This is a genomic window from Bradyrhizobium sp. Ken64, from assembly GCF_055807555.1.
In genome coordinates, this window is sequence record NZ_JBVVPA010000021.1 from 25,991 (window position 1) to 38,172 (window position 12,182).

General features: G+C 60.0%; 10 protein-coding genes and 1 pseudogene. 6 read left to right on the forward strand and 5 right to left on the reverse strand.

What is annotated here, in order from left to right; all coding sequences use genetic code 11:
• Positions 1–715: 715 nt before the first annotated feature.
• Both AC0L2F_RS28335 and AC0L2F_RS28340 read right to left on the reverse strand, forming a co-directional pair.
• Positions 716–2,116 (reverse strand): aspartate ammonia-lyase, encoded by a 1,401-nt coding sequence (locus AC0L2F_RS28335; protein ID WP_007605562.1) that lies wholly within the window; start codon positions 2,114–2,116, stop codon positions 716–718.
• A gap of 100 nt (positions 2,117–2,216) precedes the next feature.
• Positions 2,217–3,272 (reverse strand): LysR family transcriptional regulator, encoded by a 1,056-nt coding sequence (locus AC0L2F_RS28340; protein WP_204513320.1) that lies wholly within the window; start codon positions 3,270–3,272, stop codon positions 2,217–2,219.
• A gap of 85 nt (positions 3,273–3,357) precedes the next feature.
• Between AC0L2F_RS28340 and AC0L2F_RS28345 the strand changes: the two genes are divergently transcribed.
• On the forward strand, positions 3,358–3,582 hold the full coding sequence (locus AC0L2F_RS28345; RefSeq protein ID WP_143273817.1) for a hypothetical protein: 225 nt from the start codon (positions 3,358–3,360) through the stop codon (positions 3,580–3,582).
• A gap of 1,055 nt (positions 3,583–4,637) precedes the next feature.
• A complete protein-coding gene (locus tag AC0L2F_RS28350) occupies positions 4,638–4,871 on the forward strand; it encodes a hypothetical protein (protein ID WP_473250673.1) in 234 nt (77 codons plus the stop codon).
• Here AC0L2F_RS28350 and AC0L2F_RS28355 read toward each other — a convergent pair.
• Both AC0L2F_RS28355 and AC0L2F_RS28360 read right to left on the reverse strand, forming a co-directional pair.
• Positions 4,842–6,047 (reverse strand): MFS transporter, encoded by a 1,206-nt coding sequence (locus AC0L2F_RS28355; protein ID WP_007605568.1) that lies wholly within the window; start codon positions 6,045–6,047, stop codon positions 4,842–4,844. The genes AC0L2F_RS28350 and AC0L2F_RS28355 overlap by 30 nt on opposite strands.
• Positions 6,048–6,913: 866 nt before the next feature.
• Positions 6,914–7,244 (reverse strand): annotated as a pseudogene (locus tag AC0L2F_RS28360) (transposase); the annotation flags it as partial.
• Positions 7,245–7,985: 741 nt separating this feature from the next.
• Between AC0L2F_RS28360 and tnpA the strand changes: the two are divergent.
• The 3 genes from tnpA (at position 7,986) to tnpC (ending at position 10,430) form a co-directional block, all read left to right on the forward strand.
• The gene (gene tnpA, locus AC0L2F_RS28365; protein ID WP_473250674.1) at positions 7,986–8,387 is read left to right on the forward strand and encodes an IS66-like element accessory protein TnpA; all 402 of its coding nucleotides are present in this window, start codon (positions 7,986–7,988) and stop codon (positions 8,385–8,387) included.
• Positions 8,384–8,731: an IS66 family insertion sequence element accessory protein TnpB gene (gene tnpB / locus AC0L2F_RS28370; RefSeq protein WP_204513322.1), complete on the forward strand. Its 348-nt coding sequence runs from the start codon at positions 8,384–8,386 to the stop codon at positions 8,729–8,731. Before tnpA ends, tnpB begins: the two co-directional genes overlap by 4 nt.
• 45 nt (positions 8,732–8,776) lie before the next feature.
• Positions 8,777–10,430 (forward strand): IS66 family transposase gene (tnpC, locus tag AC0L2F_RS28375; RefSeq protein WP_473250675.1). Its coding sequence is split into 2 segments (ribosomal slippage): positions 8,777–9,070 and positions 9,072–10,430, totalling 1,653 coding nucleotides; the frame shifts between segments, so codons are not numbered across the junction.
• A gap of 614 nt (positions 10,431–11,044) precedes the next feature.
• Here tnpC and AC0L2F_RS28380 read toward each other — a convergent pair.
• Positions 11,045–11,251, reverse strand: a complete 207-nt coding sequence (locus AC0L2F_RS28380; protein WP_007605570.1) for a cold-shock protein — start codon at positions 11,249–11,251, stop codon at positions 11,045–11,047.
• Positions 11,252–11,659: 408 nt separating this feature from the next.
• Here AC0L2F_RS28380 and AC0L2F_RS28385 point away from each other — a divergent pair, with 408 nt between their 5' ends.
• Positions 11,660–11,965, forward strand: a complete 306-nt coding sequence (locus AC0L2F_RS28385) for a hypothetical protein (protein ID WP_007605576.1) — start codon at positions 11,660–11,662, stop codon at positions 11,963–11,965.
• Positions 11,966–12,182 lie beyond the last annotated feature (217 nt).

The window sequence follows — 12,182 nt, forward strand, 5'->3', positions numbered from 1 at the left end:
AACTTTTGCTACAAACCAGGTAAACACGGGCACGGTCATCGACAAGGCCTACAGCCAGAGCATCTTGATTGACCTACCTTATACTCAAACCGAATGTCGCATACGACATAAACAACGGCTGGGAGTGGGGAAACTTCAGCTGGGCCCAGTCGAGACGACGGATGAGATTCTGACGCGCGCAGCTGCCTCTCGGCATCGGATGGATTTCGCGTGCCTCAGTGCCGTCTTGAGTACGGCAGCGAACGAAAAAATGTTGGGCCCGTGTTCGAACCTGCGGGACTCGATCACGCATCGTGAATGTATCATCAGGTGAATCAGGCCGTAACCAGCTATCGGAGAACTTGCACATCTTGATCGGGCTACCGGCCGAACAGGATGTGAAGATTGGCGGAGGCCGGGACGGCCCCACGCGAATGGTTTGAATACGTTATCGACAATGTCTTACGTGTTTGCTGACTTTGCCGATCACTGCCCCTGGCACTTCGGCCAGGCGCGTCCGTATAAGCACGACTTGAAGAGAGGCCGGAGCACTGACCTATGAACAAGCGGCCTCTCGATCGCGGCGCATCGTCTCATCCGCCGCATCGGGTTGGAGACAGGGCGATGGCGAGTTGGCTGTGGCATGACCTTCGTAGGTTGATCCTCTGGCCTTGTGCATCGACTCGCGGCATGCTCGTGAGCCCTTCGCGTACAAGGGCAAGTGCAGAATCGCGGCTCATGCGGCATTCTCGCGATAACGGGTGCTCTCGTGCAGCATCTGCAAAACCGCGCTACGGTTCAGAAGCCCGCGGTCGATCGCGATTTCGATGAAGGGCCGCGTTTGCTCAGCGGCTGTAAGCACAAGTGTCGATACCTGTTCATAACCAAGGCGCGGTACGAACACGGTCGCAAGAGCCGAAGATTGCATCAAATTGCTGAGCGACCGTTCCCGGTCTGCCCGGATCCCCGAGATGCATTGGTCGGCAAATATTCTGGCCGATCGCGTCAAAAGCTCGATCGAATCGAACAGGCGCGAGGCGATGACTGGCTCGAAGTGATTGATTTCGAGTTGGCCGTTCAACGCTGAGAGAGATACTGCGGCGTCGTTGCCCACGATAGCGAACGCAACTTGCTGGATCATCATTGGTAGGACTGGATTGAGTTTACCTGGCATGATCGAAGAACCGGGCTGGAGAGCGGGCAACCGCAATTCGCCAAGCCCCGTATTTGGCCCAGAGGAAAGGATGATCAGGTCAGAGGCGATTTTCGCCATTACCTCTGCTGCGATGCGGATTTCCGACGACACGCGTGCGAAGGCGTCGGCGTTCTGCATGGCATCGAACATGTCGTCGCCTGGGCGTACCGCGTGGCCCAAGATTGCCGCAAGATGTCCATAGACGGCACGGCGATAGCCCGGCACTGCTCCGAGCCCGGTGCCAATCGCAGTGCCTCCGAGGGGAAGCACCATCAATTCCTGGCGCGCTACGGACAGCTTCAAGGAGAGCCGCTTGATCGCTGATGCGTAACCGCCGAACGCCTGACCGAGCGTCATCGGCTGGGCGGCCTGCATGCATGTGCGGCCGACGCGCAATACGTCAGCGAATACAATGGCCCGCTCCGAAAGAGCGGCCGCCACCTGTTCCAGCGCACCCACCAGATCGCCGGACTTTTCGTGCGCCGCCAACTTGAGCGCCGAGGGCAGCACGTCGTTCGTCGACTGGCAAAGGTTCACGTGATCATTTGGGTGGATCACGTCGTACCGGCCGGGCTTTTCACCGACAATTTGCAGGGCCCGGTTCGCCAGAACCTCGTTCATGTTCATGTTGATTGACGTGCCGCCGGAGCCTTCGAGCAAATCGATGATAAACTGCCCATCGTGTTTACCAGCAATGACCTCGTCCGCAGCCGCGATTAGTGCTCCTGCTACTTTGGCGTCGAGGGCTCCGAGCTCACGGTTCGCCGCCGCGGCAGCGCGCTTGATGCGCGCTAGTGCCCGAAGAAGTGCCGGCTGATCACCGAGCTTCTGGAGTGAGATGTCGAAATTCTCGCTCCCACGTAGGGAGGCCAATCCGTACAGGGCGCGCAGCGGCAGCTCGCGCGTTCCTAGACTGTCTATTTCGGTGCGAGTCGCTGACATCTCTGATCTCGGGTTCCGGACGCTACGCAAACAACTTTCTCCGAACACGGGCGAGAGTTAAAGCTAAAATCGGAGATGTTTTGGAGGCTAATAAGTATGATTAATTAGGGTTATGTGTTCGTCGAGAGTCTCCGGGTGGGCCACCCGCAACGCACCGGCAGGCGGCGTCCTCGTGAGCGAGCGGATCCAACACGATGCTGCCGACGGAACGAGCCATCCAAGGAATTTGAGCCGCGATCTGGGGCAAGGTCCAGTTCCGCAGGAGCACACGAGCATCATCCGCTATTCGCGCAGCCAACGTGTCTAATCCGCCTTGCTTAGTCACCAACGCGATCGTGCGCGAGAGGCCGGTCGCCGGCAATGGCATGACTTCGAGCGCCGGCCGATGGACGGCAGCCTGCAATATGCACAGGGGTGTTGTAATCGCCACGCCCATGCCATTGGCGACCATCGAGAGTAGCGAGTCCGACGTGTCGAACGACATCGTCTGCGGATGCTCTATCCTTAGACGCCGGAGATGACGTTCAATTTGCGTTCCCATGTGCGAACGCGCGGTGTAGCGGATAAGTCGGTGCTCGAGTAGTAGGTCGTCCAGTGGACGATCGCGAAGAGTATCCGCCCAAGCAATCGGTGCTACCAGGAGGAATGGCTCGCGCAATAGGGGTAAGTGGGTAACTTCGTCAACGCCCTCCATTGGATCCGATGTGACAGCTGCATCGATCTCGTTGCGCATCAATGCCTCTGCGTGCGCGGGTACCAGCCCCGAATACGCGCTCACGCGAAGCGCGATTGAACCCGCCATGAGGCTGCGGACCAACAGTGGTCCCACTGTGGACGCGAACGTGTCGATCATCCCGAGCCGAAGGTCCTCGCGTTCGGGACGCGCTGCGGCGGCCCGCATTTCCTCGACAGCTCGTCCGACGCGCAGGGTTATCTCGCGCATGTGGGTGAGCAGAGCTTGCCCCGCCTCCGTGGGCTCAAGGGGACGACGATCGCGACGGACGAGGGACGCGCCAATATGCGCCTCCGCGCGCTTCATCGCTTGTGAAACGGCCGATTGAGTGATGCCAAGTCTGAGGCCGGCCGCGCTCATGCTGCCCTCTTCGATGACGACGGCCGCGACTTCCAGTACACGCAAATCAGGCAAACTAAACATAGGAAGCCTACGCTAATGGATTTTTATCGGGTGAGCCACTAGTCCGTTTTCTCAGTTGCGGCGAGTCAATCTACTCGACAGGTTGGTGCACCGGAAACTCGCGCTTACTGCGCAAACAGCCGATTCCAAAGCCGCAGCGGTGGAACTGTTCGACGACACTTCATTTATCCACATTTCCAACCGCTCCAATTTCGGCGCAGAGTTCGATCCGGTGTGTCTGGAGAGTCCGCGCCAGATGACAACATTTCCGGGTGGCGGATCGGCGGCCCTGGCCAGGTCGCCACCCAATAGTGCAAGTTCGGTCAAGTAGAATGCGGGGGCTCCAAGGCGACCTCGTCGAATGCCGACGTCCTTGATGAGTTCATCGAGCAATACGATCTCGGTGTCTGTGAAGGCGATCTTCGGTGATGCGTCCGGGCCGTACGATTGAGCATGATGAGCCAGAGGACGCGCCAGCTGAGAGGGCAGACGACCGCCATCAAACTAGCGAGCCGCTCCGCGGTCCGCAGTTTTGAGTCCTCCGCACTGCAGCCCGATTTTAGGAGCTTCTGGAACAGCTCGATTTTCGTGCACGCACCTATTGGATCATGGACGTAGCCGCGCCTTCTCTCTTATCAACGATGAGTGCGCCGCCTTTGTCCATGAGGTCAGAAGTTGACGCGATGGCCGCCGCGCATGAGCTCCCTCTTGAGCCTGTGGTTTTGGCCGACGCGGGCATCGATGTGTAGGTGCCTGCGAGTTCGCGGATATGGGTATCCGCAGACACGTCCGACCACCGGCCGATGATCCAATGCGACGGCCATCCCGAAACGAGTGAAGCGACCTGCCACAATGCGCTCAAGAGCGTAATCTTGATCTAGAGGCCGCGCCGATCTTGAGTCTCGTCTTCGGCACCATCATGCGAGTTCATTGACAGTAAGCCCAGTTCTAGACCATGGCTTTGAGATCCCAGTGGGTCTAAGGACGCAATTGATCGAGTCGCTGGTTGGAATGCCATTGTGATGCTGGTGAGCGCTCAATCAGGAAAGCACGCAAGTAGACGTCATCAGCTTGCTCATTTCGCGCAGGAAGGCGATGATGGCTCAGCTGCTCGGCAGCGCCTCGGAAGAGCCAGCAAAGAGCGCCTTCGGTTGAGCGCGATAGGACCGATCATCGAGAAGCGCGTCACACGCCAGCGTGAGGACGCTCACGGGATGAAGAAGGCGAGCTTGCCCGTCTGTCCGGTAGCGTCAATTATGATGCTAGAATGCGGGGTAATCTCAGGACAGAGACATTGTTGTGGAAAGAATGCAAAAGTGTCCCGCAGTGCGGTAGACCGCTCGACCGAATGCTCCTCGCAATGCCGCAACGGCGCAATCCCCCGAGATGTTCGCGTACATCGCCAAAAACTTCGATGCCGAGTTCCTCAACGAGTTCTCGGGCAAGGCCTGGCGTGGTGTTTCACCCCCTTCGGCCGGTCCGCCGGGCTGCACGAACATTTTGGTCCAACGCTCGCGTACCAGCGGAAGGTTTCGTGCGACATTCGTGGTAGGGCAGGCGGCGATCCGCGCCGTGCGCACGGCTGCGGCGTTATCCATCAAGCAACGCCCCCTTTTTTAGGTCACCCTCTGGGGCCGCTTGCGGGAGAACTATCAGCAGAGGGATGATGATGACCATACCAGCTGCCAGCATCACTCCTGATGGGCCGGCTACAGTCAACACCTGGGCGCCAAGGACGGCTCCGAAGCCGATGGCCGAATTGATGACCGCCGAGTGCATCGCGGCAGCAGTCATCACTGTCGAACCGGCGGCGCGCAGGATCCAGGTCTGGAGTCCCGCGAATAGCGCCGCGACGGCCGCGCCCCAGATGACCAGCAAGACAAGGACCCGGCCTGTCCCCAACTGGGGACCAAACCATCCAAGGCCAACGAGCGCCAGACACAGAGCAAGCAGCCCCGCAGTGATGATGGGCTTCATGAAGCGGTCGATGAGGACGCCCGCCAGGATGTTCCCCAGGAATCCTGCTCCGCCAAAGCCGAACAACAGCGCGCCAATCATGACTTGGGCAACATTTGGAATCTCGTTGAGGAATGGTTCTATAAATGTGTACGCCCCGAAATGCGCCGCCGCCATGAATGTCGTTACGGCATAGATCCCCAACAGGTCATGCCTGCGGCAGACTGATCCAAGCTCTCTCCATCCCGCTGGCGTCCCGGCCTGCATTTTCGGAAGAACTGCCACCATCAGGGCTGAGGTGATCAGTCCGATGGCGCCAATTAATCTGAACGCTGCACGCCATCCGCTCACCTGACCGACGAAGTTCGCGAGCGGCACGCCAACAACGGTCGCCATCGAGATCCCGCCGAATACGATTGCCGTCGCAACACCCATACTGCGGGACGGCGCAATCTTAGACGCAACCACAGCCGCCATGGCCCAATAGAAACCGTGAACGACAGCGCCCACCGTGCGTGCCAGCAACAACCCTTCGAAAGTGTGAGACATCGTCGCCGCAAACGTTGTTGCGGAAAGGATAAGAGTCAAGGCGATGAGTAGCGGCTTGCGAGGAAACTTCTGAAGCAGAACGGGTGACAACAGACCGCTGGCAGCACCGATCCAGGCATAGAGGGCCACCGTGAGCCCGACCGCTGCCTGATCTCGTCCGAGGTCGCGAGCAATCTGAGACAACAGCCCGATAGGTGCTATCTCTGCCAAGACGATGTGAAACGAGGCGATGCCTAGCACGATGACGGCGAGCCAGATGCGGAGCGAAGATTCTGTGCCGTCACTCGTCATTATTAAACATCACTGTACGAAGGATCCGCCCGTTTGATTTGTCGATGATCAGCCGCTGCTTGTACGCATTTTTCATCCATGGACGTGGCGCCGCATGGCACGGGCGTCTCTCCGGATGTTAATCGACCTGCATCGGTGGTATCCGATCGTTACGGTTGCATGGGTCGTTCTCTCCATCAACTGCGAGAGTTGATAGTTGACACACGACAAACGGCACTCGGTGTCCTCGACTGGCGTCCTGAGTGGGACTGTCGTTCCGGCCGGGGTCGTGAAAGAGGGCCTGACCTTACTCGAAGAGCTGCGTCGCTCGCCACCAGGCGCTGCGCTTCGCCAACCCCGCCAAACGAACGGTGCAATAGCATCGTGATGCCTTTCGTGCGTTCGGGCGGCCTGCAGATTGCCGAGCTGCCAACACCGAGGAGGAGGTCTCACTCACGATGTCCCGGCACTGCTTCGGCAGCTTTAGCAGGGCGCTCGCGGATCATGATCTCCGGGAAGCCGCGATTGCCTCGCCTGCGTACGCGCGCGCTGGGTGTCAATCGGCCCTTTAATTGCGGTTTGTTGTCAAACTTACATTTCTGAACTCGCCCACGGCACGGTGGTAGTGCTCGCGCCGTCGGAGCTGGTCCGGATTGCGGAGACGGCGCGGGCCGGCTGATACGTGCATTGGATCGCCGGGGCTGGTTGAGGTCTTCGCTGGGATCATGGTCCTTTCCAAGTCGCGCAGCGCCTCATGATGATGTCGGGGTCGGGCGCCTCAACGTTTGCAGCGGAGTGCGGACGAGCCGCCACCGCCTGATTGACCGAGGCCGCCACAACACCGTCCCAGCGAGACATCGCCAGTCCGGCAGACCGGACCAGGAACTCTACAAGATCGGATCAGGCTTCCTTCCCCTGGCCCCAGTCGAACGATGGAACGATGTGCCGTAGACCCAGATACAGTGAAGAAGGATGGCGAGTTTGCGCGCGATGGCGACCTTTGCCTTTCGCATGCCAATCCGCTTAGCGAGCTTCATGCCCCAAGCCCTAAGAGAGGACCATTTCTTCGTTCGATGAAGCAGGACGATCGCCGCCTCGTACAGGTAGGTTGGGAGAAGACGGTCGCCCCATCGTGATATCTTGCCCAGTTTCGCCAGAGTGGTTGCGTCGAGGCGTAAGACCCAGATAGGCGCCGACGCTTGATGCCGATCGGAAGCGCGATGTTTCAAGGTGCCGTCGCATGCGCTGGTTCATTAGGAGGACGGATCGAGCTTTAGCATTGATGCTAGCAGCCGCTCCGGCTTTGAATCCTCAAGTGGGCTTCAACGCGCGATGCCAACGGGCCGTATGTTGGTCCGTGCGAAGCCCGAATGATGGACGGAAGCGTTCCGCGGTTACATAAATTAGACTACGAGGGGCGCGGATCGGTGGTGGACGCCCGAAATGTCCCGGCTCAGCAAAATCCCCTTGGAATTCCGATAGGTGAGTTCGGCATTGCCTTCGCGCATCTCAAAATTCGATTTTCAGTTCTAGCCGGTTCGCTGCGCCAAGAGGATTGCCAACCTCCACGACGAGAGGCTCTAGGGCGGAGAGCGATCCCAAAATGGCGTGGCGACTGGACGAGCACTCACCAAAGATGGCCCCGCCCAATTAAGGTAAATTCAATCCAGCCCTGCCCCGACACTTATTCATGTGAAGGTAAACGATCATCGCCGCTGCGTATCATTTCTCGGCGAGATCATCCAGCACTTGAAGGGCGACTACGCGGTTTCAGCTTCAGCGTACGCGCCAGGCGTGTGGCTGAGCAAAGAACGCGGCGACCGCATGCACAACCGCGGCCGCAGGTGCGGCGTCGTGATCCCCGAAGGCTCCTGATGGAGGGTATTCCTCCGTTGAGGGCCGCCTTGTTTGACGGACGCGAACGCTGCAGGTCCTAGGGGTAATCCTAGGAGAAGCGCTATGACGGTTTCGAGGGCGGAGGTGATCACATCGGTCGAGCGGCGACGCCGGTGGTCGCAGGATAAGAAGGAACGGCTTGTTGCAGCATCGCTCGAGCCCGGAGCCTGCGTTTCCGAGGTGGCTCGCATGGCTGGCCTTCATGTAAGCCAGCTGTTCAGGTGGCGCAAAGAGCTTTGCAAGCACGCTGAAGCGAGTATAGCGCCGTTCGTGCCGGTCGAGATTGGGCCGTCTGTGCCGCCGCGGGAGGTGGCCGAAGCGCCGCTGACGACGACGGCGGCGCGTCGACGGAAGAGCCTGGGCATCATCGAGATCGACCTTGGTAGCGGGCACCGCATCCGGGTCGATGGCGACGTTGATGGAGACGCACTACGTCGCGTTCTCGATGCTTTGGTACGCGGATGATCCCGGTTCCGACGGGTGCGCGCGTGTGGCTTGCGACAGGCTACACGGACATGCGCCGAGGCTTTCCAACGCTGGCACTCCAGGTGCAGGAGGTGCTGCGCAAGGACCCGCTCAGCGGTCATCTGTTTGTCTTCCGCGGTCGCCGAAGCGATCTTGTGAAGGTGATCTGGCACGATGGCCAGGGAGCATGCCTGTTCACTAAAAGGCTGGAGGGAGGGCGGTTCATCTGGCCTTCGGTTGCGGGCGAAGCAGTGACGATCTCTCCGGCGCAGATGAGCTACCTGTTGTCCGGAATCGATTGGCGCAACCCGCAAGAAGCCCAGCGTCCGACGCGGATCGGATAGCCGTTTTGGGTTTGAATCTGCTGCTTGATCTGATTCAATGGCTTCATGATATCGAAGCCGGACGAACTTCCATCGGACCTTGTGAGTGCCCTGGCGGCGCTGCAGGCCGAGCGTGAGGCGCGGCTGCTCGCCGAGGCGGTGGCTGCCAGTGCGCGGGCGGAGCTGTCGGACAACGCGGCGCTGATCGCGCATCTCGAGCTGCGGATCGAGAAGCTCAAGCGCGAACTGTACGGGCGGGGCTCCGAGCGCACGGCCCGTCTGATCGAACAATTGGAATTGGAACTCGAAGAACTCGCCACCACGGCGAGCGAGGATGAGCTTGCGGCTCAGGCCGCGGCGGGCGAAGACCCAGAGCGTGCGCGCCTTCACGCGCAAGCGGCCGGTACGCAAGCCCTGGCCGGACGACATCGAACACGAGCGCATCGTTATCGAGGCTCCGACGAGCTGCGCCTGCTGCGGCGGATCGCGGCTGGCGAAGATCGGCGAGGATGTGACCAAGACGCTGGAGGAGATCCCGCGCCGCTTCAAGGTCATCGAGACAGTGCGCGAGAAGTTCACCTGCCGCGATTGCGAGAAGATCAGCCAGCCGCCGGCGCCGTTCCATGCCACGCCGCGCGGCTTCATCGGCCCACAATTGCTGGCGACGATTCTGTTCGACAAGTTCGGCATGCACATCCCGCTTAATCGCCAGAGTGCGCGCTCTAAGGCCGAGGGGATCGACCTGCCATTGTCGACGCTGGCCGACCAGGTCGGCCACGGGACCTTCGCCGTCATGCCGCTCTTCCACTTGATCGAACGCCATGTGCTTGCTGCCGAGCGCCTGCATGGCGACGACACCACCATCCGCATCCTGGCGAAGGGCAAGTGCAAGACCGGTCGGATCTGGACATATGTGCGGGATGACCGGCCCTTCGCCGGGCCAGCGCCACCGGCGGCGGTCTATTACGCCTCGAGCGACCGTCGAGGCGAGCATCCACAGAAGCATCTGGCCGCCTTCACCGGTATCCTGCAAGCTGATTGCTACAACGGCTTCGAGCCGATGTTCGATCCGCAGAAGAAGGTGCTGCCGATTACGCCGGCGTTTTGCTTTGCCCATGCGCGGCGGGGCTTCTTCGAGCTGGCCGACATCGAGAAGAACGCCCGGGAAGGCCACAGGGGCAAACCGGTCTCGCCGATCGCGTTGGAGGCGGTCAGACGCCTCGACGCGTTGTTCGAGATCGAGCGCGCCATCAACGGCCGCGGCGCCGACGAGCGGCGCGCCGTGCGCCACGAAAAGAGCAAGCCGCTTCTCGAGGACATGCATGCCTGGCTGCTCCTCGAGCGCGAACCCCTCTCGCGCTCCTCCGAGGTCCTGAAGCCCATGAATTACATGCTCAGGCGCTGGGCCGACTTTGCCCGCTTCCTCGACGATGGCAGGATCTGCCTCACCAACAACGCCGCCGAAAGAGCGTTGCGCGGCATCGCCTTGGGAAGGCGCAATTGGACCTTCGCCGGCAGCCTGCGCGGTGCCGACCGCGCCGCCATCATGCTGACGATGATCACCACCTGCCGTCTTAACGATGTCGATCCCAAGGCCTGGCTCGCCGATATCGTCGCCCGTATCGCCGATCTTCCCGTATCGCGTCTGCACGAACTGCTGCCCTGGGAATGGAAGCTCCTCCGCCAAGGCGACACTCCCGCCGATCAGCAGGCTGCCTGATCTTCACGCAACGCCCTTCATAGAGCTCGTCGCGCTCGCGCGCATGCGTCAATCAGGCGGCCTTCGTCGTGTGCGTACGATGGAGGGCGTTGAGGAGCCTGCCCACAATCTACGAATTGCCTGCTTGTGAGCCCTCGAGGCTGGCGACCTTGACCGGATCCAACGTCCGGCGAAGGGAGCTCGCGCAGCAATAGCCTTATGTCGTAGCCCTCTCGAACCGCTCGAGAGTCCTTGCTTAGCTTTCCCATCCCTTCGTTGGTCCACACTGTTGAACTCGCGCCGCAGCATGGTATCGGGTTTGATCAGCGCCGGCGCCACCACCTCCAGTCCAGGATGATCGGCGAGGATGACCTTCCGACCAATAAGCCGCTCGCGAGCGCCTTCAAATCGCGCTATGACGAGCGGGCGGACTGACTGTTACCCGTCTACCAAACGGGACAAAGAGGCGTTGCGCTAGCGAGCATCGCTAGCTACGTTCTCTTGTATTCGGACCCGCGAAACGTCGAAAATTGGCGAGAAATGAAACGACCCCAGTGCTTAAAGCGGCTGGGGTCGTTCCGAGGTAAGCGCCAGACTTGGGAGGGGGGCTGAGGCCAGACGCCTACGACATGAAATCAGACACGCAGATCTTCCGCACTGCTTTTACCGCGCCTCGGGTCGACTTTAAGCTCGTAAGAGACTGCCTGCCCTTCCCGCAGGTCAGAGAGGCCAGCGCGCTCCAGGGCGCTTATGTGTACAAAAATGTCTTGGCCGCCCCCATCCGGCTGAATGAAGCCGAAACCCTTCGTCGCGTTAAACCATTTCACAACACCCCTCGCCACTCCCATCTCCTATTTGAGCAATACTGTAGGGTAGTTCTGGTCGGACCATTCGGGCGATTCGCGCATTGACGCACAATCTCCGCTGCTTCGGCGTCAGCGTAGTTCGCTTGAGGAGTTCGAGTATGGCGAGCCTGGGCGATCATGCTTTCATGCCAGAGACCAGGCACAGCCGACGGGTTTGACCCAGGTCGCATCGTTCTGATCTTCCATCCTGTTGCGTCACTTGGGTGACGAAGGTTACATGGGGGGTTCTCCTAGCAGGGAAGCCGCGAATTTCATCGGCCCAGATGGCTCATCGGCCACTATTTTGAGGACAAGCAGCGGCCTCGCAACTACCAAAAGGGGTAGCTGGACGAGCGTACCGCACCAAATTAGCATGCTCCCATGACTGTTCGGAGAACATGGAAGATGAACTGGAAGAACGAACTGGAGGCGCTGGTTCAACAATCCGCGGCACTCGTAGAACGCGCACGGAGCGTAGCGCCTATTCCAAAGCTGGTAGCACCCATCGCGCCAATCGCAAAAGCTTCCCCGCCCGATTCTGCCCGGCGGTTGAGCTGGAACACCTCCGAGCGAGAGCACATCAGCAAACGAGTTGCGAATTTCAGGGCGCATCAAGAGCGCGTGCGCCGCGAGCGCGACGAATATTTTTCCCGCACGATGCAACGGACACGAGATCTCGCGAGAGGCCACGGCTCCGACGAACAGATGTAGGCGGTCGGACAGTCGCGCAACTTTGCTAACAATCCGCCAAATCGCGCCAGAAGAGTCGACTGCGGCCGACCACCGGCTGGGAACGGCGAGTAGCCGTGAGAGTCGTACGAGGCTCCAAAAGACGCCCGTCACAGCCCATCTGAGGATTGCCGCGCGCTGAGGATTGCCGCGTCGTGTCCTCACGCCATAGGTTGCTCTCGTACTGGATGCGCTGGGG

Bases quoted from the DNA above. Each gene is read 5' to 3' on its own strand.
- tnpA (WP_473250674.1), top strand. From the start codon at position 7,986: ATGACGGTTTCGAGGGCGGAGGTGATCACATCGGTCGAGCGGCGACGC.
- AC0L2F_RS28340 (WP_204513320.1), bottom strand. From the start codon at position 3,272: ATGTTTAGTTTGCCTGATTTGCGTGTACTGGAAGTCGCGGCCGTCGTC.
- AC0L2F_RS28350 (WP_473250673.1), top strand. From the start codon at position 4,638: ATGTTCGCGTACATCGCCAAAAACTTCGATGCCGAGTTCCTCAACGAG.
- tnpB (WP_204513322.1), top strand. From the start codon at position 8,384: ATGATCCCGGTTCCGACGGGTGCGCGCGTGTGGCTTGCGACAGGCTAC.
- AC0L2F_RS28385 (WP_007605576.1), top strand. From the start codon at position 11,660: ATGAACTGGAAGAACGAACTGGAGGCGCTGGTTCAACAATCCGCGGCA.
- AC0L2F_RS28335 (WP_007605562.1), bottom strand. From the start codon at position 2,116: ATGTCAGCGACTCGCACCGAAATAGACAGTCTAGGAACGCGCGAGCTG.
- AC0L2F_RS28355 (WP_007605568.1), bottom strand. From the start codon at position 6,047: ATGACGAGTGACGGCACAGAATCTTCGCTCCGCATCTGGCTCGCCGTC.